21 protein-coding genes and 1 pseudogene are annotated in these 21,802 nt (G+C 68.8%); 14 read left to right on the plus strand and 8 right to left on the minus strand.

Annotation, left to right across the window (positions count from 1 at the left end):
- Positions 1 to 38 precede the first annotated feature (38 nt).
- Positions 39 to 988, plus strand: a pseudogene (locus BM145_RS11050) (IS481 family transposase).
- A gap of 280 nt (positions 989 to 1,268) precedes the next feature.
- On the opposite strand, the gene BM145_RS11055 reads toward BM145_RS11050, so the two are convergent.
- From BM145_RS11055 to BM145_RS11065, 3 genes are all read right to left on the minus strand, one after another.
- Positions 1,269 to 1,550 (minus strand): DUF3297 family protein, encoded by a 282-nt coding sequence (locus BM145_RS11055; RefSeq protein ID WP_093333709.1) that lies wholly within the window; start codon positions 1,548 to 1,550, stop codon positions 1,269 to 1,271.
- Positions 1,551 to 1,629: 79 nt separating this feature from the next.
- Complete coding sequence (locus BM145_RS11060) at positions 1,630 to 2,025, minus strand: hypothetical protein (protein ID WP_093333710.1); 396 nt, start codon at positions 2,023 to 2,025, stop codon at positions 1,630 to 1,632.
- Positions 2,026 to 2,160: 135 nt separating this feature from the next.
- Positions 2,161 to 2,772, minus strand: a complete 612-nt coding sequence (locus BM145_RS11065) for a class I SAM-dependent methyltransferase (protein ID WP_093333711.1) — start codon at positions 2,770 to 2,772, stop codon at positions 2,161 to 2,163.
- 154 nt (positions 2,773 to 2,926) lie between these two features.
- Here BM145_RS11065 and BM145_RS11070 point away from each other — a divergent pair, with 154 nt between their 5' ends.
- Positions 2,927 to 3,259 (plus strand): antibiotic biosynthesis monooxygenase family protein, encoded by a 333-nt coding sequence (locus tag BM145_RS11070; protein WP_093333712.1) that lies wholly within the window; start codon positions 2,927 to 2,929, stop codon positions 3,257 to 3,259.
- A 26-nt stretch (positions 3,260 to 3,285) separates the two neighbouring features.
- Complete coding sequence (locus BM145_RS11075) at positions 3,286 to 4,524, plus strand: MFS transporter (protein ID WP_093333800.1); 1,239 nt, start codon at positions 3,286 to 3,288, stop codon at positions 4,522 to 4,524.
- Between the two features lie 9 nt (positions 4,525 to 4,533).
- Here BM145_RS11075 and BM145_RS11080 read toward each other — a convergent pair whose 3' ends face one another.
- Complete coding sequence (locus tag BM145_RS11080) at positions 4,534 to 6,819, minus strand: CDC48 family AAA ATPase (RefSeq protein WP_093333713.1); 2,286 nt, start codon at positions 6,817 to 6,819, stop codon at positions 4,534 to 4,536.
- A gap of 278 nt (positions 6,820 to 7,097) precedes the next feature.
- Here BM145_RS11080 and BM145_RS11085 point away from each other — a divergent pair, with 278 nt between their 5' ends.
- A complete protein-coding gene (locus tag BM145_RS11085; RefSeq protein WP_093333801.1) occupies positions 7,098 to 7,985 on the plus strand; it encodes a LysR substrate-binding domain-containing protein in 888 nt (295 codons plus the stop codon).
- Positions 7,986 to 8,182: 197 nt separating this feature from the next.
- Here BM145_RS11085 and BM145_RS11090 read toward each other — a convergent pair whose 3' ends face one another.
- Positions 8,183 to 8,638, minus strand: a complete 456-nt coding sequence (locus BM145_RS11090) for a peptidylprolyl isomerase (RefSeq protein WP_093333714.1) — start codon at positions 8,636 to 8,638, stop codon at positions 8,183 to 8,185.
- Positions 8,639 to 8,749: 111 nt separating this feature from the next.
- Between BM145_RS11090 and mgtE the strand changes: the two genes are divergently transcribed.
- Together mgtE and BM145_RS11100 are read left to right on the plus strand one after the other, a co-directional pair.
- A complete protein-coding gene (mgtE, locus tag BM145_RS11095; RefSeq protein ID WP_093333715.1) occupies positions 8,750 to 10,150 on the plus strand; it encodes a magnesium transporter in 1,401 nt (466 codons plus the stop codon).
- A gap of 48 nt (positions 10,151 to 10,198) precedes the next feature.
- Complete coding sequence (locus tag BM145_RS11100; protein WP_093333716.1) at positions 10,199 to 10,600, plus strand: DUF1489 family protein; 402 nt, start codon at positions 10,199 to 10,201, stop codon at positions 10,598 to 10,600.
- Between the two features lie 164 nt (positions 10,601 to 10,764).
- Here BM145_RS11100 and BM145_RS11105 read toward each other — a convergent pair whose 3' ends face one another.
- Complete coding sequence (locus BM145_RS11105; protein WP_093333802.1) at positions 10,765 to 11,295, minus strand: GNAT family N-acetyltransferase; 531 nt, start codon at positions 11,293 to 11,295, stop codon at positions 10,765 to 10,767.
- Between the two features lie 79 nt (positions 11,296 to 11,374).
- On the opposite strand from BM145_RS11105, the gene crtY reads away from it, so the two are divergent.
- From crtY to BM145_RS11135, 6 genes are all read left to right on the plus strand, one after another.
- Positions 11,375 to 12,586, plus strand: a complete 1,212-nt coding sequence (gene crtY / locus BM145_RS11110; RefSeq protein ID WP_093333717.1) for a lycopene beta-cyclase CrtY — start codon at positions 11,375 to 11,377, stop codon at positions 12,584 to 12,586.
- Complete coding sequence (locus tag BM145_RS11115) at positions 12,583 to 14,055, plus strand: phytoene desaturase (protein WP_093333718.1); 1,473 nt, start codon at positions 12,583 to 12,585, stop codon at positions 14,053 to 14,055. The genes crtY and BM145_RS11115 overlap by 4 nt, the downstream gene beginning before the upstream one ends.
- A gap of 110 nt (positions 14,056 to 14,165) precedes the next feature.
- The gene (locus BM145_RS11120) at positions 14,166 to 14,906 is read left to right on the plus strand and encodes an EAL domain-containing protein (protein ID WP_483880908.1); all 741 of its coding nucleotides are present in this window, start codon (positions 14,166 to 14,168) and stop codon (positions 14,904 to 14,906) included.
- 119 nt (positions 14,907 to 15,025) lie between these two features.
- Positions 15,026 to 15,550, plus strand: coding sequence for a ferritin-like domain-containing protein (locus tag BM145_RS11125; protein WP_093333719.1), 525 nt, complete (start codon positions 15,026 to 15,028; stop codon positions 15,548 to 15,550).
- Between the two features lie 61 nt (positions 15,551 to 15,611).
- Complete coding sequence (locus BM145_RS11130) at positions 15,612 to 16,193, plus strand: LOG family protein (protein WP_093333720.1); 582 nt, start codon at positions 15,612 to 15,614, stop codon at positions 16,191 to 16,193.
- Positions 16,190 to 17,137 (plus strand): phytoene/squalene synthase family protein, encoded by a 948-nt coding sequence (locus tag BM145_RS11135; RefSeq protein ID WP_093333721.1) that lies wholly within the window; start codon positions 16,190 to 16,192, stop codon positions 17,135 to 17,137. The genes BM145_RS11130 and BM145_RS11135 overlap by 4 nt, the downstream gene beginning before the upstream one ends.
- Before the next feature lie 142 nt (positions 17,138 to 17,279).
- Here BM145_RS11135 and BM145_RS11140 read toward each other — a convergent pair whose 3' ends face one another.
- Positions 17,280 to 17,510 carry a hypothetical protein gene (locus tag BM145_RS11140; RefSeq protein ID WP_093333722.1) on the minus strand — a complete coding sequence of 77 codons (231 nt, stop codon included), beginning with the start codon at positions 17,508 to 17,510 and terminating at the stop codon, positions 17,280 to 17,282.
- 131 nt (positions 17,511 to 17,641) lie between these two features.
- Here BM145_RS11140 and BM145_RS11145 point away from each other — a divergent pair, with 131 nt between their 5' ends.
- Complete coding sequence (locus BM145_RS11145; RefSeq protein ID WP_093333723.1) at positions 17,642 to 19,456, plus strand: ABCB family ABC transporter ATP-binding protein/permease; 1,815 nt, start codon at positions 17,642 to 17,644, stop codon at positions 19,454 to 19,456.
- Between the two features lie 163 nt (positions 19,457 to 19,619).
- Here the strand turns inward: BM145_RS11145 and BM145_RS11150 are convergent, their stop codons facing one another.
- Entirely contained in the window at positions 19,620 to 19,892 is a 273-nt protein-coding gene (locus BM145_RS11150; RefSeq protein WP_245739273.1) for a GNAT family N-acetyltransferase, read from the minus strand.
- A gap of 45 nt (positions 19,893 to 19,937) precedes the next feature.
- Here BM145_RS11150 and recQ point away from each other — a divergent pair, with 45 nt between their 5' ends.
- Positions 19,938 to 21,710 (plus strand): DNA helicase RecQ, encoded by a 1,773-nt coding sequence (gene recQ / locus BM145_RS11155; RefSeq protein ID WP_093333724.1) that lies wholly within the window; start codon positions 19,938 to 19,940, stop codon positions 21,708 to 21,710.
- Positions 21,711 to 21,802: the final 92 nt, after the last annotated feature.

The following is a 21,802-nucleotide window of genomic DNA, read 5'->3' on the forward strand; positions in this document are numbered from 1 at the left end:
GATGGTGCATCATCGGCGCAAGCCTGGAAGGATGCACTATGGGGCAGGTTCTACACGGGAGCGCCCGCACGACAGAGGCAGTCCGTCGAGCGATACAGCATGGTGAAGAGAGCCTGAGAGTGCTGGCGAAGCGCCACGGCATCAACCAAAAGACTGTCGCCAAGTGGAAGAAGCGCACGGCGGTCAAGGACCTGCCTACCGGACCGAAGGATCCGCACTCGACGGTTCTGACCATCGAGGAAGAGGCGGTCATCGTTGCTTTTCGCCGCCACACGCTGCTGCCGCTGGACGACTGCCTCTATGCGTTACAGGCGACCATTCCGCATCTGACGCGCTCGTCGCTGCATCGCTGCCTGCAACGTCACGGGATCAGCCGACTGCCCGAGGTAACCGGCGACAAGACGCCCAAGCGCAAGTTCAAGACCTACCCGATCGGCTATTTCCACATCGATATCGCAGGGTTCAGACAGCAGAGGGCAAGCTACGCCTGTTCGTCGCGATCGACCGGACCAGCAAGTTCGCCTTCGTCGAGTTGCACGAGCAGGCCGGCAAGATGATCGCCGCCCAGTTCCTGCGTAACCTGGTCGCGGCCGTTCCGTACACCATCCACACCGTGCTGACCGACAACGGCATCCAGTTCACCAACCGCGCCTGCGACAAATACGCCTTCCACCACATTTTCGACCGCGTCTGCGACGAAAACGGCATCGAGCATCGCCTGACCAAGGTGAAGCACCCGTGGACCAACGGGCAGGTGGAACGGATGATCCGGACGATCAAGGAAGCGACCTTCAGACGCTACCATTACGACAGTCATGACCAGCTTCAGCAGCACCTCGGCGACTTCGTCGCCGCCTACAATTTCGGCCGCAGGCTCAAAACACTCAAAGGGCTCACGCCCTACGAGGCCATCTGCAAGACATGGCAAAACGAACTAAATCGCTTCACATCAAACCCGCACCATCAAATGCCGGGATCAAACAGCTAGCGTCTGCCTGCATCACCTCAGGCCCGATCGGAAGCATGGCTCCACGAATGCGAGGCCAACGGCTCCCGCCCCACCTTTCCTCCACCCCGTCATGCCGGGCTCGTCCCGACATCCAGAGCCAAGCAGCGCACCGCTGGAAATTCTGGATGCCGGGACGAGCCCGGCATGACGAACATCGAGTCGCTCATCCTTCGCCACCGTTTCCTTCTCCTCATGGAGAGGAAAGGAGTGCCGAAAGCGCGGAAGGGCGAAGGTGACGGCGCCCCCACGCGCGCGAGGATCAGCGCTCGGCCGTCTCGCCCTCGGCCTCGGCCGCGCTCTCCGCCGGTCGCTCGAACCACGCCTCGACCGGCCCGACCAGCTTCAGCGTCAACGGGCGTCCCTTGCGATCGACCTTCTTGCCCAGCGCGACGCGGATCCACCCTTCGGAGATCGAATATTCCTCCACGTCGTTGCGCACGGCACCCTTAAAACGGATGCCGATGCCGCGCTCCAGCAGCGGCTGGTCGAAATGGGGACTGTCGGGATTGATCGACAGGCGATCGGGCGGAGTGTCGCTCATCCGCGCCGCTTACCCGGCTTGACCGCCGCGGACCACAAAAAAGCGGCGCGAATGGATGTCATCCGCGCCGCCCATCTCGTTACCAGCCGCCGTAGCCGTAACCGCGATCGTAATAACCGCCGCCATAGCCGTAGCCGCCGCCATAGTATCCGGGCTCGTACACCCGCTCGCGCACCACGACCGGGGGCGGCGGCGGCGCGTAATAGCGGTCGCGGTACACCACACGCGGCGGCGCGTCGTAATAATAACCGCGATCGTAATAGCGCCCGCGATTGTTGCTGCTCGCGATCGCCGCACCCAGCCCCAGCCCGACGATGCCGCCGATCAGCGCGCCCGTCGCCGCCCGGCCACCGCCCCCGCGATGATAGTCGCGATATCCGCCGCGCCAGCGCTGCGCATCCGCCGGTGCCGCCGCCGCCACGGTCGTCACGGCCAGCGCGACGCCCAATCCCATCTGCTTGAACAACCTGTTCATTCGAACCTCCAACACGAGTACGCCCGGTCCGCTATGCCAACGCATGGAGGCGCGACCGTGTTGCAGGAAATAACGTCCGTACGCTGAACGAAGGCGGAACCCGTTGTTTACGGCAGGTTCACGTGAGAGGCCGCGTCAGTCCTTCCACGCCCAGTAGAGCTGCGCTGGCGGCACGTTCCACCACTCCATGTCATGGTCGATCCGGCTCCAGTGCGGCGTCAGGAAATGGCGCACCTTGGGGCTGAACTGATAGACTAGGAACGCGCCGCCCGGCCGCAACGCCGCGTGCGTCGCCGCCGCGATCGCCGGGCCGACGCCGGCCGGCAGGGTCGAGAAGGGCAGCCCCGACAGGATATAGTCCGCCTGCGGAAACCCGCGTTCGGCGATGATCCGCTCGACGTCCGCCGCCGATCCTTCCACCGCCTGGAAGCGCGAATCGACGATCGTCGCGTCCAGGTAGCGGACGAAATCGGCGTTGGTGTCGATCGCGATCAGCGTCGCGTCGGGCGCCATCCGCTCCAGGATCGGCCGGCAGAAGGTGCCGACCCCCGGCCCATACTCGACGAACAGCTTGCACGCGTCCCAATCGACCCGGTTCAGCATCTTGCGGATCAGCTTGTCGGACGACGGGATGATCGATCCCACCATCACCGGGTGCTTCAGAAACCCTTGAAAGAACATCTGCGCCGGCGACGGAACGCCGGCGGGGCGGCGCACGCGGCGTGCGGCGGAAGAGGAAGTGGCCATCGGGCTCCCTGTCGGTCGTGGTCCCCACACGATCGGCGAGGTGTTAATCCTCCCGTCGCACAGGTGCCGAACGTCTTGCAAGCCATCGGGTTTCACCGCTCCCCGTGCGAGGGCCCCGCTTGGCGCGCGTGCCCGTGATGCGTAAGCGGGATGGATGGACCACGCGCCCGATCCCGATCGCACCGGACAGGTCGCCGTGATCTTCGTGTCGCGCCGGGCGGCCGCCGATGCCGCAGGCTACAACGCCGCGGCAACGGCGATGGAGGCGCTCGCCGCCGAACAGCCCGGCTATCGCGGAATTGACGGCGTGCGCGGCGGCGACGGCGGCATCACGATCAGCTGGTGGGCAGACGAGGCGGCGGCGGTCGCGTGGCGCGCGCACCCCGCGCATGCCGCGATTCGCGAGCGCGGTCGCGCCGACTGGTACGACGCCTACGAGGTCGCGGTGGCGAGCGTCTCGCGCAGCTACGCCTGGAGGCGCGCGTGATCCGTCCCGACCGCGACTTCGCGCTGATGTTCCTGGTGATGCTGACGGTCGCCGCGGGCAACACCGCGCTGCAATCGGTGCTGCCCGCGCTCGGCCGCTCGCTCGGCGTCGCCGACGCGGGTGTGGCGCTCGCCTTCTCGGTGTCGGCGCTGCTCTGGGTGCTCGCCGCGCCGTTCTGGGCGAACCGATCTGATCGTACCGGCCGCCGCGCGATGATCCTGACCGGCCTCGGCGGCTACACGGTCTCGCTGACGCTGTGCGGCCTGTTCCTGGCCCTCGGCATCAACGGCGCGATCGGCGGCGGCACCGCCTTCGCGCTCTTCGTCGCCGGCCGGATGATCTATGGCGGGTTCGGCGCCGCCGCGCCGCCCGCGGTGCAGGCGCTGGTCGCAGGCTCGACCGGACGCGACGAGCGGACGCGCGCCCTGACATTGCTCGCGTCCGCCTTCGGGCTCGGCACCATCCTGGGACCCGCGATCGCCCCCTATCTGATCCTGGGCCATCTCGGCGGGTGGGAGATCGGGCTCGCCGGCCCCGCCTTCCTGTTCGCGGTGTTCGGCGCCGGCGTCTGGGCGACCGTTCGCCTACTCCTGCCCGACGATCGCGCCGGCTCGCACACCGGCGGTACCTCCTCCGCATATCCGTCGATCGGCGGCGCGCCCACGGGGGCGAGCGTCACCGCCGCCACCGCACCGCGCGAGGGCACCGTCGGCTATCTCGACCGCCGCGTGCGCGGCTGGCTGATCGCCGGGCTGGTCATGGGCCACGCGCAGGCGATGACGGCGCAGGTGATCGGCTTCCTCGTCATTGACCGGCTGCACGTCGCGCCGATCGCCGCGCTGGAGCCGACCGGCATCGTCCTGATGATGGGCGCGGGCGCCGCGCTGCTGGTGCAATGGGGGCTGATCCCGCTGCTCGATCTCGGCCCCCGCCGACTGGTGCTGGTCGGCCTGCTGCTCAGCGCCGTCGGCACCGCGCTCACCGGCCTCGCCACGTCGCTCTACGGCCTCGCCCTCGCCTTCGCGCTGGCCAGCGCGGGCTTCGGCTTCACCCGTCCCGGCTACACCGCGGGCTCGTCGCTCGCAGTCGGCGCCGCCCAGCAGGGCTCGGTCGCGGGCAAGGTGACCAGCATCAACGGGGCCAGCTTCGTGCTCGGCCCGTCGATCGGCGTCGCGCTATACACCGCCGGCACGGCGCTGCCGTACCTCGTCGCCAGCGCCACACTGGCCGCACTCGCCGCCTATTGCTGGCGCGCCCTGCGCTGATCGTTCCGCTTACCGCGCCTTCTCTCCCTCGCTCTTGCCCGGAAAGGCGAAGCCGATCGGCTGGATCGCCGCCGCATCCTGCTTCAGCCGCGCCGCGATCTGCTCGTAGTCGCGCTCCATCTCCGGCGTCACGGAGGCACGGCTCTCCTTCAGCGCCTCCTCGAAGTCCGCCTGCCCGACCTCGTGCGCGTCCAGCGAACGGCGCAGCGCGACCAGACCCGCACGCCGCACCACGTCCTCCAGGTCGGCGCCCGTGAACCGGTCCGTCGCCTGCGCCACCGCGTCGAGGTCGACGTCTCCCGCCAGCGGCATCTTCGCCGTGTGGATGCCCAGGATGCGCCGCCGCCCCTCGGCCGAGGGAACGCCGACGTAGATCAGCTCGTCGAACCGCCCCGGCCGCAGCAGCGCCGGATCGACCAGGTTGGGCCGGTTGGTGGCGCCGATCACCACCACCGACTGCAACTCCTCCAGTCCGTCCATCTCGGCCAGGATGGTGTTCACCACCCGCTCGGTCACCTGCGGCTCACCCAGGCCGCCGCCGCGCGCCGGCACCAGCGAATCGAGTTCGTCGATGAAGATCACCGTCGGTGCCACCTGCCGCGCCCGCGCGAACAGCCGGCTGATCTGCTGCTCGCTCTCGCCATACCATTTGCTCAGCAGGTCGCTCGACTTGGTGGCGATGAAGTTCGCCTGCGCCTCGCGCGCCACCGCCTTGGCGAGCAGGGTCTTGCCCGTTCCCGGTGGGCCGTACAGCAGGAACCCCTTGGCGGGACGGATGCCCATCCGCCGGAACGCGTCGGGGTTCTTCAACGGCAGTTCGACGCCTTCCTTCAGCCGCTCCTGCGCCGCGTCGAGGCCGCCGACATCGTCCCAGCGCACGGTCGGCGCCTGCACCATCACCTCGCGCATCGCCGATGGCTGCACGCGCTTCAGCGCCTCCAGGAAATCCTCGCGCGTCACCGACAGCGTGTCGAGTACCTCCGCCGGGATCGTCCGCTCCTCCAGGTTCAGCCGCGGCATGATCCGCCTGACCGCCTCGATCGCCGCCTCACGCGTCAAGGCCGCCAGGTCCGCGCCGACGAAGCCGAACGTCGTCCGCGCCAACTCAGCCAGGTCGACCCGATCGCCCAGCGGCATGCCGCGCGTGTGAATGCCCAGGATCTCGCGCCGCCCGCGCTCGTCGGGCACGCCGACCACGATCTCGCGATCGAACCTGCCCGGCCGCCTGAGCGCCTCGTCGATCGCCTCCGGCCGGTTGGTCGCCGCGATCACCACTAGGTTGGCGCGCGCCTCCAGCCCGTCCATCAGCGTCAGCAGCTGCGCGACCAGCCGCTTCTCCGCCTCGCCCTGCACCTGCCCCCGCTTGGGCGCAATCGAATCGATCTCGTCGATGAACACGATGGAGGGCGCCGCCTTGGCCGCCTCCTCGAACACCTCGCGCAGCCGCCCCTCGGACTCGCCGTACGCCGAGCCCATGATCTCCGGCCCGTTGATGAGGAAGAATTGCGCGTCGCTCTCGTTCGCCACCGCCCGCGCGAGCCGCGTCTTGCCCGTTCCCGGCGGGCCGTAGAGCAGCAGCCCCTTGGGCGGATCGACGCCCAGCCGCTGGAACAGCTCCGGGTAGCGCAGCGGCAGCTCCACCATCTCGCGCAGCTGGTCGATCGTTCCCGCCATGCCGCCGATATCGTCGTAGGTCACGTCGGCGCGGCGCGCGGCGGCGGGCTCCTCATATTCCGGCCGCAGCTCGATCTCGGTGTTCTCGTCGATATGGACGATGCCCTTCGGCGACGCCGACACCACCGCCAGCCGCACCTCCTGCAGCGCGTAGGCCGGCGCGTTCATGAAGCGCTGCACCGTCGGCGGCATGTCGCCGACGCGCTGGTGCCCCGCCGTCGCCACCACGTCTCCCTGGCAGAACGGACGCCCCAGGAACGTCCGCTTCAGCGCGTTGGACGATCCTTGCAGCCGCAAATTCTGCTGCGCCGGCGCGAACACCACCCGCGTCGCCGGCTTCGACTCGGCCTTGCGCACCTCCACGAAGTCGCCCGACCCCACGCCCGCATTCGCGCGCTGCAATCCGTCGATCCGCAGCAGCTCCAGCCCCTCGTCCTCCGGATAGGGGCCGACCGCGCGCGCCGGGGTGGATTGCTTGCCGACGATCTCGATCACGTCGCCCTCGCCCACGCCGATCGCCGCCATCAGCGTGCGCGGCAGATGCGCCAGGCCGCGGCCCGAATCCTCCGGCCTGCTGTTCGCCACCTGGATGCGGCGAACGGGGGTGTCGCTATCGGCCATGCTGCTTCCTTTCGCGCGGGGGGAGCGCCCCAGATAGGACGCCGGTTCCCCGCCGCCACGGCGGTACCGCCAAAAAGCCGTCACGGACGACGACGACAAAAAAAGGGCCGGCGCTCGAAGCGCCAGCCCATGAAAGTTTTTAGGAGAGGATGCCTGAAAGGCCTGGTCTTTTTGCGGCGCAGCACAATTTGTTGCAAGTGCGAAAAGGCATAGTGTAATTGCACCGGACGCAATCGCCATCCACTTGTCGGATGAATCGATCGTCGGGAGAGGAGATGATGCGCAGGTTACCGCCGCTCGGCGCGATCGAGGCGTTCGTTCAGGTCGCCAGGTTGGGATCGGTCAAGGCCGCGGCCGAGGAGCTGGCGCTGTCCGCCCCTGCGCTCAGCCGCCGGGTCCAGTCGCTGGAACGCTTCGTCGGCCGCCCGCTGTTCGGCCGCCGCCATCAGGCGATGGTCCTCAACGAGGAGGGCGAGCGCCTGCTGGCGCAGCTCGCCCCCGTGCTCGACCAGCTGTCGGACGCGGTGGAGGCGATCACCGCCGGCACCGAACTGCTCCGCCTGCGCCTGGGCGTGCTGCCGCTGTTCGCCTCGCAGCGGCTGTTTCCACGGCTCGGCGCGTTGCGCCAGGCGCATCCGGAACTGCATCTCGACATTGACACCGCCGGCCACGGCATCGCGCGGCTGGGCGAGGGGCTGGACGCGGTGATCGCGCTCGCCCGCGACATCGACCCGGCACTCTACGCCAAGCGGCTCGACCACAATTCGGTGTACGTGATCGGCGCGCGGTCGCTGCTCGACGGCCCCGATCCGGTCACCCGGCCGGACCAGCTCGCCGGGCTGACGGTGCTGCTCCACCGCGACATGCCGGACAATTTTGCCGCCTGGCGCCAGCGCATCGGGCTGGGCGAGGTCGAGCCGCTGGCGATCGACCATTTCGATTCGGGCGCGCTGATGCTGGAAGCCGCCGCCCAGGGGCTCGGCGTCGCCTTCATGATGGCGAGCCATTACGAGGACGCCGCCGACCCCCGCCTCGTCCGCCTGTTCGACGTGGAGGTGGAAAGCCCCTACAGCTACTGGTTCGTCTGCCGCCCCCGCGCGCTGACGCAGAAACCCGTGCGGCTGTTCCACGACTGGCTGGTCCGAACCCTCGGGTCGGACGGGTAGAACCACGTCATGCCGGGACAGAGCAGAATGCGGCGCCCCCTACCATATCCTGCCTCCCCGGCGAAGGCCGGGGCCCAGGTGGGAGCGGTCGCCGCATCCTGGCCCAAGTTCACCCAGCTGGGCCCCGGCCTCCGCCGGGGAAGAAAGAGGTCCGGAGAGAATCTGGCTTCAGCCCGGATGACGAGAAAAGGTCGCCCTTACGCCGCGCGCGCCTTCACGATCTTGCCCGGCTCCCGCGGCGGCTCGCCCTTGGGCAGCGCGTCGATCAGCTCCATGCCGTCGGTCACCTGGCCCCACACCGTATACTGATTGTCCAGGAAGCGCGCATCGTCGAACACGATGAAGAACTGCGAGTTGGCCGAGTTCGGATCGTTGGTCCGCGCCATCGAACAGACGCCGCGCACGTGCGGCTCCTTGGAGAATTCTTGGCGGAGGTTCGGCTTGTCCGACCCGTGCATCCCCGTCCCGGTCGGATCGCCGCCCTGCGCCATGAAGCCGGGGATCACGCGGTGGAACACCACGCCGTCGTAGAATCCGTCGTTCGCCAGCTCGGCGATCCGCTTGACGTGCTCGGGCGCCAGGTCGGGGCGGAGCTTGATCGTCACGTCGCCGCCGTCGAGGGTAAGGGTCAGCGTCTCGGGGGTGTCGGCCATCTGTCAAACTCCTGAAAGGGAAGCGCGGCAGATAGGGTCGCTGATCCCCGGTGGCAAATCGCCACCCGGCGGGCTAGGGCGCCACCCGGCGTTGCAGCAGGGAGGCCAGGCATGACCGACACCGAGCTCCACCCCGCTCCCCACGAGGTCGAAGACGAGCTGGACGAGGACGACCGGATGCGCCCGGAGTTCGTCCGCGCGGTGCTCGACGCGGTCGAGACGGGCGATCACGCAGCGGCACGCGCGCTGGTCGAACCGCTCCACCCCGCCGACCTCGCCGACCTGTTCGAGCTGACCCCGCAGCCGGAACGCGCCGCGCTCGCCCACGCCGTCGCCGGCGAACTCGACGCCGAGGTGTTCGCCGAGATGAACGAGCACGTCCGCGAGGACCTGCTCGACGCGCTCACCCCCGGCGAGGTCGCCACGCTCGCCGCCGAGATGGACACCGACGACGCGGTGTCCATCATCGAGGACATGGACGAGGACGACCAGCGCGCCGTCCTCCGCGCGCTCGATCCCGACGATCGCGCCGCCATCGAGGAGGCGCTGTCCTACCCCGAGGAATCCGCCGGGCGCCTGATGCAGCGCGACCTGGTCGCGGTGCCCGAACACTGGACCGTCGGCGACGTCATCGACTACCTCCGCCGCCAGGAAGACCTCACCACCGATTTCTGGGAAGTGTTCGTCGTCGACCCCGGCCACAAGCCGGTCGGCACCTGCGCGCTGTCGCGCATCCTGCGCACCGCGCGCTCCGTCCCCGTCGCCGAGGTGATGCAGCGCGAGCAGACGCTGATCCCGACCGACATGGACCAGGAGGAGGTCGCCCTCCGCTTCCAGAAATACGCGTTGATCTCCGCCGCCGTCGTCGATGCGTCGTGCCGTCTCGTCGGCATGATTACCGTCGACGACATCGTCCACATCATCCAGCAGGAGGCGGGCGAGGACACGCTTCTCCTGTCCGGCGCGGGCGAGGGCGACATCAACGAGCCGATCCGCCGCACCGTCCGCTCGCGGCTCACCTGGCTGGTCATCAACCTCGGCGCGACGATGATCTCCGCCTCGGTCGTCGGCCTGTTCCAAGGGGAGATCGCGCGCTACGCCCTGCTCGCCGTCCTCATGCCGATCGTCTCGGCGATGGGCGGCAACGCCGGCACGCAGACGCTGGCGGTGATGGTCCGCGCGCTCGCCACCAACCAGCTGACCAGTTCCAACACGTTGCGGATGCTCGGCCGCGAGTTCCGCGTCGCCGCCTGCAACGGCGCAGCGCTCGGCGGGGTCGGCGCGCTCGGCACCTATCTGATCTTCGGTGACCCGAAACTCTCCGCCGTGTTCGCCGCGGCGATGGTCATCAACAGCCTGGTCGCCGGCATGATCGGCGTCGTCGTGCCCGTCGCGCTCGACAAGGCGGACATCGATCCCGCCATCTCCTCGGCGGTGTTCGTCACCACCGTCACCGACGTGATGGGCTTTCTCTCCTTCCTCGGCCTCGCCACGCTCGTCCTGGTGCCTTGATCCCCCTCCCCTGTTGATTGTGGCCGGCAGGCGCCCACATCGCTGGCCATGCTCCACCTCACCAAAGTGGCGTTCGGCGCAACCAGTGCCGAGCATCTGGCCGATCGCCTCCGCCAGCGCGCCGCCGAAGGGGGCATGTTCCTCACCACCCGCTACCTGCCCAAGCGGCACGAGGAGGTGGCCGGCGCCGGCTCGCTCTACTGGATCATCAAGCACCAGCTCGTCGCCCGCTCCCCCATCCTCCACTTCGGCGAGGCCGACGGCGGCCGCGTCGCCATCCACCTCGCCCCCGACCTCGTCCTGGTCCAGGCCAGGCCGAAGCGCGCCCACCAGGGCTGGCGCTACCTCGAACACGCCGACGCCCCCGCCGACCTCGGCGGCGACGCGAGCGGGGTCGAGAACCTTCCCCCCGCACTCCTGGGCAAGCTGGCCGAACTGGCGCTGCTCTGACCGGAGCCGCTCATCATCAAACCCGTCACCCCGGACTTGATCCGGGGTCCATCCATCGGCAGGCACGCGGCTGGAGCCTCCAGCGTCAACCTCGCGGAGCCATGGACCCCGGATCAAGTCCGGGGTGACGGTGCGGAGGTCCGGGGTGACGGTGCGGGAAGTGGCTAGGTCACACGCTCGACAGCCGCCGCCCGCTCCAACAATACGATCGCCTTCTCCGCGTACCACCCAGCGGCTCCGCCCCCATACCCCAGCCGCCCCGCCAGCCGGAGCGACGCCGCATTGTCCGGCCCGATCATACATAACGTCCGCGCAATCCCGTGCGCATCCGCCCAGCCGAGCATCGCCGCGCACGCTTCCATGGCATAGCCCCGCCCATGCGCCGCGGGCATGAACGCCCAGCCCGCCTCCACCTCGCCTTCGAACGACGGCACGCTGTCGCGCCGCGAGTCCAACAGCCCGACCGATCCCAGAAACAGGCCCGCCGTGTCGCGCACCGTCCAGTTCCCGTAACCGAGCACCTGCCAATGGCCGACGTAGCGCAGCAGGCGATGCCAGCTCTGCTCGCGCGTCTGCACCCCTGTACCGATCGGTCCGACCACCGCCGGATCGGCATTCAGCGCGGCGAAGTCATCCAGCTCCGTCGCATTCGACGGCGTCAGGATCAGGCGGGCGGTGGAAAGCGTCGGCGGCATGGCGACCACGCTAATCCATGTCGATGCCGTGCGGGAAAGCTTTTCCGTTCCGGCCCGATCCGCGCTAGGCGCTGGTCGCATGGCCGCCACAATCCGCTGCGACGTCGCGATCGTCGGTGCCGGGCTCGCCGGCGGGCTCCTCGCGCTCGCGCTGGCGGCGAGGCACCCCACGCTCGACCTGCGCCTGATCGACGTCGCCGACGTGGTCGGCGGCAACCACATCTGGTCGTTCTTCGGCTCGGACGTGGCGCAGGCCGACCGCTGGATCGTCGAGCCGCTCGTCTGTCACGGCTGGCGCGCCTACGACGTCGCCTTCCCCGCCCACGCCCGCACCATCAACCAGACCTATTACTCGATCGAGAGCGCCCGCCTCGACGCCGTGGTCCGCGCCCGCCTGCCCGATCGCGCGCTGATGCTCGGCCGCAAGGTCGCGGCCGTCACCCCGACCACCGTCACCCTCGCCGACGGCGACCGGATCGAGGCGACCGGCGTGATCGACGCGCGCGGCGCTGCCGATCTCGGTCCGCTGGAGGCCGGCTGGCAGAAATTCGTCGGTCGCGAGCTGGTCGTGCCGGACGGGCACGGGCTGGAACGGCCGGTGGTGATGGACGCCACCGTGACCCAGCTCGACGGCTATCGCTTCGTCTACTGCCTGCCCTTCTCGCCCACCCGCGTGTTCGTCGAGGACACCTATTACAGCGACTCCGCCAGCCTCAACCACAAGGCCGTGTCGCGCCGGATCGACGCCTATGCCGCGGCGCGCGGCTGGCAGGTCGCGGCCGATGCCGACGGCGCCACCGCCTGGCCCCGCAACGAGCCGCTGCACGAGGAGCGCGGCGTGCTGCCCGTGGTGATGGGCGGCGACTTCGACGCCTATTGGCGCAGCGGCGGGCGGCACCTGGCCAAGGCGGGGATGCGCGCGGGGCTGTTCCACCCGACCACCGGCTACTCGCTGCCCGACGCCGTCCGCACCGCCGCCGCAATCGCCCGGCGCACCGACTTCGCGAGCGCCGCGCTCCACGACGCCACCTACGCGCTCGCCAAGGCGACGTGGCAGGCGCGCGGCTTCTACCGGATGCTCGACACCATGCTCTTCCGCGCCGCCGAACCGGACGAGCGCTACCGTGTTCTTCAACGCTTCTACCGGCTCGACCCGCGGCTGATCGGCCGCTTCTATGCAGGACAATCCACGATGGGTGACAAGGCACGCGTGCTGATGGGCAGGCCCCCGGTTCCGGTCGGCCGCGCCGTGCGCGCACTGATCGGATCGGGCGCGGGGGCCGCACGATGAAGCGCGCCATCGTCGTCGGCGCCGGTTTCGGCGGCCTGGCGCTCGCCATTCGCCTGCAATCGGCGGGCGTTCAGACCACGGTCGTCGAAGCGCGCGACAAGCCCGGCGGCCGCGCTTATTACTGGGAGCGGGACGGCTTCACCTTCGACGCCGGCCCCACCGTCATCACCGATCCTGCGTGCCTGGAGGAGCTGTGGACGCTCACCGGCCGCGCGATGCGCGACGACATCGAGCTGGAACCCGTCTCTCCCTTCTACCGCCTCAATTGGGCCGACGGCACCAATTTCGACTATACCAACGACGACACGGTGCTGAAGGCGGAGATCGACCGGCTCCACCCCGGCGACTGGGAGGGTTATCAGAAGTTCCTCCGCTACTCCGCCGGCGTCTTTCACGAAGGCTACGAGAAGCTCGGCCACGTCGCCTTTCTCGACTTCGCCTCGATGATAAAGGCCGCGCCCGCACTCGCCAAATACCAGGCGTGGCGCTCGGTCTACTCGATCGTGTCCAGCTTCGTGCAGTCGGAGAAGCTGCGCGAGGCGCTGTCCTTCCACACCCTGCTTGTCGGCGGCAACCCGATGACCACCAGCGCGATCTACGCGCTGATCCACAAGCTGGAGCGTGACGGCGGCGTGTGGTTCGCCAAGGGCGGCACTAACCGCCTCGTCGCCGGCCTCGTCACCCAGTTCGAGCGGATCGGCGGCACGATGCGCTTGGGCGACCCCGTCGCCCGCATCGAGACGCTCGGCGACCGCGCCACCGGCGTGGTGACGCAGAGCGGCTGGCAGGCCGAGGCGGACATGGTCGCCTGCAACGGCGACATCATGCACAGCTACCGCGACCTCCTCTCCACCTCGCGCTCGTCCCAACGAACCAAGGCGCGGCTGGAGCGCAAGAAATACTCGCCGTCGCTGTTCGTCACTCATTTCGGCATCAAGGGCAGCTGGCCGGGCATCCCCCACCACATGATCCTGTTCGGACCGCGGTACAAAGAACTGCTCGAGGACATCTACGATCACGGCGTGCTGGCGGAGGATTTCTCGCTCTATCTCCACCACCCGACCGTAACGGACCCCAGCCTCGCGCCCGAGGGCCACTCGACCTTCTACGTCCTCGCCCCCGTCCCACATATGGGCAAGTTCCCGGTCGACTGGGACGAGATCGCCCCGATTCTCGAACGCCGCATCCTCGACGAGGTCGGCCGCCGCCTGATCCCCGACATTCACGACCGGATCGTCACCAAGTTCAGCTACACGCCCAAGGATTTCTCGCAGGATCTGAACGCCCATCTCGGCAGCGCCTTCAGCCTGGAGCCGATCCTGACCCAGAGCGCCTATTTCCGCGTCCACAACCGCGACGACGCGATCCCCAATCTCTACTTCGTCGGTGCCGGCACCCATCCGGGCGCCGGTATTCCCGGCGTCGTCGGCAGCGCCAAGGCGACGGCCAAGCTGATGCTGGAGGGATAGAAGCACCGCGGTCTTTCGGTTTACACCTTGTTAGCCGGACATCCCTAACCCTTCGCGGAACAGGGAGAACATGGATGTCGAGTGGCTGTCAGGGGTGTCGGAAGGAGCAGATGGACTTCTCCATCGCCATGGCCTTCCAGCCGATCGTCGACGTGCGGACCGGGCGTCCCTTCGCCTATGAGGCGCTGGTGCGCGGCGCCAATGGGGAGAGTGCGGCCGACGTGCTGGCCCAGGTCACCGCGGACAACCGCTACGCCTTCGACCAGCAGTGTCGCGTCGCGGCGATCGAGGGCGCCGTGGCGGCGGGGATCGCCGATACCGACGCCCGCCTGTCGATCAACTTCCTCCCCAATGCGGTCTACTCGCCGGTTGCGTGCATCCAGCTGACGCTGAAGACGGCCCGCGCCGTCGGCCTCCGCACGGATCGCCTGATCTTCGAATTCACCGAGAATGAGGAGATGGTCGACACCGACCATGTCCGCACGATCATCGACGCCTATCGCAAGATGGGCTTCACCACCGCGATCGACGATTTCGGCGCGGGTCACGCCGGGCTCGGCCTGCTCGCCAAGTTCCAGACCGACCTCATCAAGCTCGACATGGACCTGATCCGCGACCTGGCCAGCAGCCTGCCGCGCCGGATCATCGTCGACGGCGTGGTCCGCATGGCGAACGCGCTCGGCATCACCGTGATCGCCGAGGGAGTCGAGACCGCCGCCGAGTACCACGCGCTGCGCGACATCGGCATCCACTACATGCAGGGGTATCTGTTCGCCCGTCCTGGCTTCCGGTCGCTGCCCGCGATCACGATGCCGTTCGCTGAGCGAACCGATCGCGTAGCTGCGGCCTGAACGGACGCGCCGCCACGCACTGATCCACATCAGCCAGAAATTCGGCCGATCGTTTCCCCGCGGAAACGACTTACCGGGGGTGCGCTCGTTTCCTGTTCCGACAATCGAAAGGACAGACGATGCCCGCTTCACAGGATACCATCCGCGACCTCTTCATCACCGGCGCGAAGAACCTTCACGCCGTCGAGAAGCAGGCGCTCTCGATCATGACGCCGCAGGTTAAGCGGATCGAACATTATCCCGAGGTCGCCGATCAGCTCCACCGCCACATCGCCGAGACCGAGCAGCAGATCCAGCGCCTCGACGACATCCTGGCCGAGTTCGACACCGGCGGATCGGCGCTGAAGGATGCTGGGCTCAGCCTGTCGGGCAGCATGGCCGCGATCGTCCACAGCGTCGCGGGCGACGAGATCCTGAAGAACAGCTTCGCCAATTACGCCTTCGAGCATTTCGAGATCGCCGGCTACAAGTCGCTCCTCACCCTGGCCGAGGACGGCACCTTCTCTAAGGCGACCTCGCTGCTCCAGCAGTCGCTCGCCGAGGAGCAGCGGATGGCGCAGTGGCTGGACGAGGCGCTGCCCACCATCACCCGTCGCTACGCGGAACTGTATTCGGAAGGCGGCAGCAGCACCGCCAAGGTCTGATCGGCGCGGCGGCCTGACCGCCTCGCTTGCCCCGCCCCGGCTGCTGGCGTAGCGCCGGGGCATGAAGCGCCTCGCCATCTACTGCGGCTCCGCCACCCCCGCCGACCCCGTCTATATCGACTCCGCCCGCGCGATCGGGCGCGCGCTCGTCGAACGCGGCATCGGTGTCGTCTACGGCGGCGGCCGCCTCGGCCTCATGGGTGCGGTCGCCGATGCGGCGCTGTCCGCGGGCGGCGAGGTGATCGGCGTCATCCCGCAGGCGCTGGTCGATGCCGAGGTCGCTCACCGCGGCCTGACCGAGCTCCACGTCGTCGCCGGCATGCACGACCGCAAGGCCAAGTTCACCGAACTCTCCGACGGCTTCGTCACCATTCCCGGCGGCACCGGCACCATGGACGAATTGTGGGAGGCGCTCAGCTGGGCGCAGCTCGGCTACCACGCCGATCCCGTCGGGCTGCTCAACGTCGCCGGCTATTACGATCCGCTGATCGCCTTCTGGGAAAAGATGGGCGAGGTCGGTTTCCTGCGCGCGCAACACCGCGACTTGCTGATCGTCGCCGACACGCTGCCGCTGCTGCTGGACCGCATGGCGGCGCACGTGCCGACGCGTCCTATCGTCCGCATGAGCGCCGCCGACCTTTGACGACCGACCTGGATCGAACCGCGCTGGTCGCCGCCGCCCGCGAGTCGATCGCCAAGGGGTCGAAGAGCTTCGCCGCCGCCTCGACGCTGTTCGATCCCGCCACGCGCGAGCGGGCGTGGCTGCTCTACGCCTGGTGCCGCCGCTGCGACGACATCGCCGACGGGCAGGACCACGGCCACACCATGAGCCGCGTCGACGACGCCCCCGCGCGCCTTGCCGAGATGCGCGCGATGACAGAAGCGGCACTCGCCGGCGAGGTGGTCGGCGACCCCGCCTTCGACGGCCTGCGCGTCGTTGCCGCGGAAACGGCGATGCCCGCGCGCTGGCCGCGCGACCTCATTGCCGGTTTCCAGCTCGACGCGGACGAGTGGCGGCCGCGCAGCGAGGACGATCTCTACCGTTACTGCTACCACGTCGCGGGCGTCGTCGGCTGCATGATGGCGGTCGTGATGGGCGTGCCGCCGACCGACGACGCGACCCTCGACCGCGCCTGTGACCTCGGCCTCGCCTTCCAGCTTTCGAACATCGCTCGCGACCTGGACGAGGACGATCGCGCCGGCCGCTGCTACCTGCCGGTCGACTGGCTGGTCGAGATGGACATGCCGCCGGGCGAAGTCCTCAAGCCCCATTTCCGCCCACGCCTCGCGATCCTCGGCCAGCGCCTCGCCACTCGGGCCGCGGCGTTCGAGGCATCGGCCCGGATTGGCACCCGCGCCCTCTCCCTTCGCTCGGCCTGGGCGGTGCTGTCGGCGGCGAACATCTACGGCGCCATCGGCCGCACCGTCGCGGCGCGCGGCGCAACGGCGTGGGACCGGCGGGTGACGACGTCCAAGGCGCAAAAGGTGGGATTCATCGCGTCTGCTGGATGGCAAGCGGTGCGCCGACACGCCCTGTACGACGAAGCGCCGCGCGATACGGCGTTATGGAAGCGGCCCAAAGACTGACGATTGAGCCTATGGATTACCGCATCCCGGTGAACGCCGGAGCCCAGGCCCGCGATTGCCGTCGAACGTTTCTCTACTCGGCTCCAGGTTCGGCATCCGCCGGAACACGGGGCAACCTTCTACCTTGACAGACGGAGGCACTTCAGCCTTGCCGCTTCGCACCTTCCGCCTTCGCCACCCGCGTCCCCGTCGCGCGACAATCCGCGCCGATCGACGGGAAGGCCAGGTCGGTATTCATTGCGATCTGCTGCGGCAGTGCCGCGCGGCACTGCGCCAGCGTCTCGTAACGGGTCGGCACGAGACGCGCCTGCGTGCACGGCGCATTGCCGTCTCCGCATCCCAAGATCGCCACCACGTAGAACAACGCGTCCATAACCGCCTCCATCCACGATGAAAAAACGGCTCTGCGACGAAGCGGTTCCCGATGCGACGAACGGCGCTTGACAGCTTTGCCATGCCCGTGGGTGTTGCTCCCGCCCGCACGGCACCCGACATGGGCGGGTAATGCCACCCTCCGATCCGTCCTCCGCCGCAACCGCGCCGCTGATCCCTACGCTCCGGCGCTTCCTCCCCTATCTCTGGCCCGCGGGCGAACCGATGCTGCGCCTGCGCATCTCGGGCGCGATGCTGCTCGTCCTCGCCTCCAAGCTCGTGCAGGTGTTCGGCGCCGCCTACACGCTCAAATACGCGGTCGACCGGATGGCGGTAGGCGACCGCGGTCTCGTCACGCTGGTGATGCTGCTGGTCGCCGCCTACGCCGCCTCCCGCTTCGCCGCGACGCTGTTCGACAATCTCCGCAACGCCGTGTTCGAGCGCGTCGGCCAGGACGCGACCCGCCGCCTCGCCGCCGACGTCTTCCGCCACCTCCACGCGCTCTCCCTCCGCTTCCACCTCGAACGCCGCACCGGCGCGGTCACCAAGGTGGTCGAGCGCGGCACCAAGAGCATCGACACGATGCTCTATTTCATCCTGTTCAACATCGCCCCGACGGTGCTGGAACTCGGGCTGGTGCTCGGCATCTTCTGGCGCAGCTTCGGCTGGCCGCTGGTCGCCGCCACGTCGGCGATGGTGGTCGCCTATATCTGGTTCACCCGGATCGTCACCGATTGGCGCAACGCGCTGCGCACCCGCATGAACGACCTCGACACCGGCGCCGTCGCGCACGCCGTCGACTCGCTCCTGAACTTCGAGACGGTGAAATATTTCGGCGCCGAGGAGCGCGAGGCGACCCGCTACGAGAACGCCGTCGACGCCTATGCCCGCGCCGCCACCAAGTCGGAGAATTCGCTCGCCTGGCTCAACGTCGGCCAGGCGGCGATCACCAACCTGATGCTCGGCGGCGGCATGGCCTATGTCGCCTGGGGCTGGAGCCGCGGCAGCTTCTCCGCCGGCGACGTGGTGTTCGTCTCGACATTGCTCGCGCAGCTGTTCCGCCCGCTCGACCTGCTCGGCATGGTCTACCGCACCATCCGCCAGGGCGCGATCGACATGGGCTCGATGTTCGAGCTGATCGACACCCCCGCCGAGGTCGTCGACGCACCCGACGCCACACCGCTCCTCGTCACCCGCGGCCACGTCCGTTTCGAGGGCGTCCGCTTCGGCTACGACGAGGATCGCCCGATCCTGGACGGCCTCGACCTCGACGTCCCCGCCGGCACCACCTGCGCCGTCGTCGGCGCATCGGGCGCCGGCAAATCGACGCTCGCCCGCCTCCTCTACCGCTTCTACGACGTGAACGAAGGCCGCATCACCATCGACGGCCAGCCAGTGGCGGCCGTCACCCAGGCTTCCTTGCGCGCCGCGATCGGCATCGTCCCCCAGGACACGGTGCTGTTCAACGACACCATCGGCTACAACATCGCCTACGGTCGCGAGGGCGCGAGCGACGCCGAGGTCGCCCGCGCCGCGCAAGGTGCCGCCATCGCGCCCTTCATCGAGCGCCAGCCCGACGGCTACGACACCCGCGTCGGCGAGCGCGGGCTGAAGCTGTCGGGCGGCGAGAAGCAGCGCGTCGCCATCGCCCGCACCCTGGTCAAGAACCCGCCGATCCTGATCCTCGACGAGGCGACCAGCGCGCTCGACAGCCGCACCGAGGCCGATATCCTCGAAACACTCGAATCGGTCGAGCGCGGCCGCACCACCATCGTCATCGCCCACCGCCTGTCGACGGTGATCCACGCCGACCAGATCGTCGTCCTCGACGCCGGCCGCGTCGCCGAACGCGGCACCCACGCGGAGCTCCTCCGTCGCGGCGGCCTCTACGCCGGCATGTGGGCGCGCCAGGCGAGGGAACGCGAGGAAGCACTGGCGGCGGAGTGATCGCTCGCAACTCCAGCCCGCCACCGCTTCGTCATGCCGGGCCTGACCCGGCATCCATGGTGCCGCGTGACCAACGGCGTGAGAGGGTGCGGAACCATGGACCCGGATCAAGTCCGGGGTGACGAGGATTTCTGAAACGATCCCCTCCGCTGGGCCGAGCCTGTCACACCAGATCCCGATACGCCGGATGCTTCTCGATGAACGCCCGCACGAACGGACATTGCGGCACCACCTTCAACCCCTGGTCCCGCGCCAGGTCGAGGCTCCCGCGGATCAACCGGCTGCCGACGCCATGCCCCTCCAGCCGCGCCGGCACCAGCGTGTGAGTGAACACGATCGTATCGCCCTCGCGCTGATACGCCGCCACCGCGACCTCGCCGTCCACTTCCAGCGTGAACTCCTGCTCCGACCGGTTGTCGCGCACCGCCTGCATCATAAGTCCTTTCCCGTTCCTCGCCCCGTAACGCTATAGGCGCACGCGATGTCCCCCGATCTCGATCCGCTACCCCATCTCCAACGCATCTTCGGCTTCCCCCAGTTCCGCGGCGTCCAGGCGGAGGTGGTGACACGCGTCCTCGCCCGGCAGCGCACGTTGGCGGTGATGCCGACCGGCGCGGGCAAGTCCCTCTGCTATCAGCTCCCCGCCACCATGATGGACGGCACCTGCGTCGTCGTCTCCCCACTGATCGCACTGATGCACGACCAGCTCCGCGCCGCCACCGCGGTCGGGATCAGCGCCGCCACCCTCACCTCGGTCGACGAGAACCGGGGCGAGACGATCGCCCGGCTGAAGCGCGGCGAACTCGACCTGCTCTACGTCGCGCCCGAACGTGCGTCCGGCACCCATTTCCGCGACCTGCTCGAACAGGCCCCCTTGAGCCTGTTCGCGATCGACGAGGCGCACTGTGTCAGCGAATGGGGCCACGATTTCCGCCCCGACTATCGCCTGCTCGGCCCGCTGATGGACGCCTTCCCCGACGTCCCCCGCCTCGCCCTCACCGCCACCGCCGACGCGCACACCCGCGCCGACATCGCCCGCCAGCTCGGCATCCCGGCGGACGGCACGATCGTCTCCGGCTTCGACCGTCCCAACATCCGCTACCACATCTCCCCGCGCGCCCAGACGACGCGCCAGATCGCCGACGTGATCGCCGCCACCCCCGGCCCCGGCATCGTCTACGCCCAGACCCGCGCCGCCACCGAGAAGCTGGCGGAAACGTTGTCGCGCACCGGCCGCCCGACCCGCGCCTACCACGCCGGCCTCGACCCCGCCGTTCGGGCGAAGAACCAGGCCGATTTCGTCGCATCGGAGGATATGGTGATCTGCGCCACCGTCGCCTTCGGCATGGGCATCGACAAGCCCGACGTGCGCTTCGTCGCCCATGCCGGCCTCCCCAAATCGATTGAGGCGTACTACCAGGAGACCGGCCGCGCCGGCCGCGACGGCGACCCTTCCGTCGCGCACCTGTTCTGGGGCGCCGAGGATTTCGTCCGCGCCCGCCAGCGCATCGCCGAGGTCGAGCCCGAGCGCCAAGCCGGCGAGCGCCACCGCCTCCAGGCGCTCGGCGCGCTGGTCGAGACCGGCGGCTGCCGTCGCCGCATCCTGCTCAAGCATTTCGGCGAGGAGCTGGAGCAAGATTGCGGCAATTGCGACAATTGCCTCGGCTCCTCCGACGCCGTGGATGCCACCGAACTCGCGCGGAAATTCCTGTCCGCCGTCTTCCGCACCGGCCAGATGTTCGGCCATGGCTATATCGAGCAGGTGCTGCTCGGCCAGTCGACCGACCGCAGCATCCAGAACGGCCACGAGGCGCTGTCGGTCTGGGGCATCGTCGACGGAGACGAGGCCGCGCTCATCAAGCCCGTCGGCCGCGCGCTCGCCTTGCGGGATGCGATCCGCGCCAACGAGCACGGCGGTCTCGAATTCGGCCCCGGCGCGCGCGGACTGCTGAAGGGCGGCGACACCTTGTCGGTGATCGTGCCCCCCAAGCGCGAACGCCGCGGCAAACGCGCCGCCCCCGTCACCGCCAACCCCGCCGACAATCCCCTGTTCGAGGCGCTGCGCGAGAAACGCCGCGAGTTGGCGAAAGAAGCGGGCGTCCCCCCCTACGTCATCTTCCACGATTCCACGTTGCGCGACATGGCGGCGCGACGCCCGTCGAGCCCCGCCGCCCTCGGCGTCCTCTCCGGCATCGGCGCCCGCAAGCTGGAGGCCTATGGCGACGCCTTCCTGCAGGTGATCCGGGACTTCTGACGCCCCCTCTTCCAGCGAGGCGCTGGGATGACGAGTGAGCGATGAAGGGCCACGCGTCCGCCCCACTCATTCCGTCACCCCGGACTTGATCC

Source organism: Sphingomonas rubra (genome assembly GCF_900115745.1).
GTDB classification, from domain to species: Bacteria; Pseudomonadota; Alphaproteobacteria; order Sphingomonadales; family Sphingomonadaceae; genus Sphingomonas; species Sphingomonas rubra.

Coding starts and splice junctions, on each gene's coding strand:
- BM145_RS11055 (WP_093333709.1), bottom strand. CDS start 1,550: ATGAGCGACACTCCGCCCGATCGCCTGTCGATCAATCCCGACAGTCCC.
- BM145_RS11060 (WP_093333710.1), bottom strand. CDS start 2,025: ATGAACAGGTTGTTCAAGCAGATGGGATTGGGCGTCGCGCTGGCCGTG.
- BM145_RS11065 (WP_093333711.1), bottom strand. CDS start 2,772: ATGGCCACTTCCTCTTCCGCCGCACGCCGCGTGCGCCGCCCCGCCGGC.
- BM145_RS11070 (WP_093333712.1), top strand. CDS start 2,927: ATGGACCACGCGCCCGATCCCGATCGCACCGGACAGGTCGCCGTGATC.
- BM145_RS11075 (WP_093333800.1), top strand. CDS start 3,286: ATGTTCCTGGTGATGCTGACGGTCGCCGCGGGCAACACCGCGCTGCAA.
- BM145_RS11080 (WP_093333713.1), bottom strand. CDS start 6,819: ATGGCCGATAGCGACACCCCCGTTCGCCGCATCCAGGTGGCGAACAGC.
- BM145_RS11085 (WP_093333801.1), top strand. CDS start 7,098: ATGCGCAGGTTACCGCCGCTCGGCGCGATCGAGGCGTTCGTTCAGGTC.
- BM145_RS11090 (WP_093333714.1), bottom strand. CDS start 8,638: ATGGCCGACACCCCCGAGACGCTGACCCTTACCCTCGACGGCGGCGAC.
- mgtE (WP_093333715.1), top strand. CDS start 8,750: ATGACCGACACCGAGCTCCACCCCGCTCCCCACGAGGTCGAAGACGAG.
- BM145_RS11100 (WP_093333716.1), top strand. CDS start 10,199: ATGCTCCACCTCACCAAAGTGGCGTTCGGCGCAACCAGTGCCGAGCAT.
- BM145_RS11105 (WP_093333802.1), bottom strand. CDS start 11,295: ATGCCGCCGACGCTTTCCACCGCCCGCCTGATCCTGACGCCGTCGAAT.
- crtY (WP_093333717.1), top strand. CDS start 11,375: ATGGCCGCCACAATCCGCTGCGACGTCGCGATCGTCGGTGCCGGGCTC.
- BM145_RS11115 (WP_093333718.1), top strand. CDS start 12,583: ATGAAGCGCGCCATCGTCGTCGGCGCCGGTTTCGGCGGCCTGGCGCTC.
- BM145_RS11120 (WP_483880908.1), top strand. CDS start 14,166: ATGGACTTCTCCATCGCCATGGCCTTCCAGCCGATCGTCGACGTGCGG.
- BM145_RS11125 (WP_093333719.1), top strand. CDS start 15,026: ATGCCCGCTTCACAGGATACCATCCGCGACCTCTTCATCACCGGCGCG.
- BM145_RS11130 (WP_093333720.1), top strand. CDS start 15,612: ATGAAGCGCCTCGCCATCTACTGCGGCTCCGCCACCCCCGCCGACCCC.
- BM145_RS11140 (WP_093333722.1), bottom strand. CDS start 17,510: ATGGACGCGTTGTTCTACGTGGTGGCGATCTTGGGATGCGGAGACGGC.
- BM145_RS11145 (WP_093333723.1), top strand. CDS start 17,642: ATGCCACCCTCCGATCCGTCCTCCGCCGCAACCGCGCCGCTGATCCCT.
- BM145_RS11150 (WP_245739273.1), bottom strand. CDS start 19,892: ATGATGCAGGCGGTGCGCGACAACCGGTCGGAGCAGGAGTTCACGCTG.
- recQ (WP_093333724.1), top strand. CDS start 19,938: ATGTCCCCCGATCTCGATCCGCTACCCCATCTCCAACGCATCTTCGGC.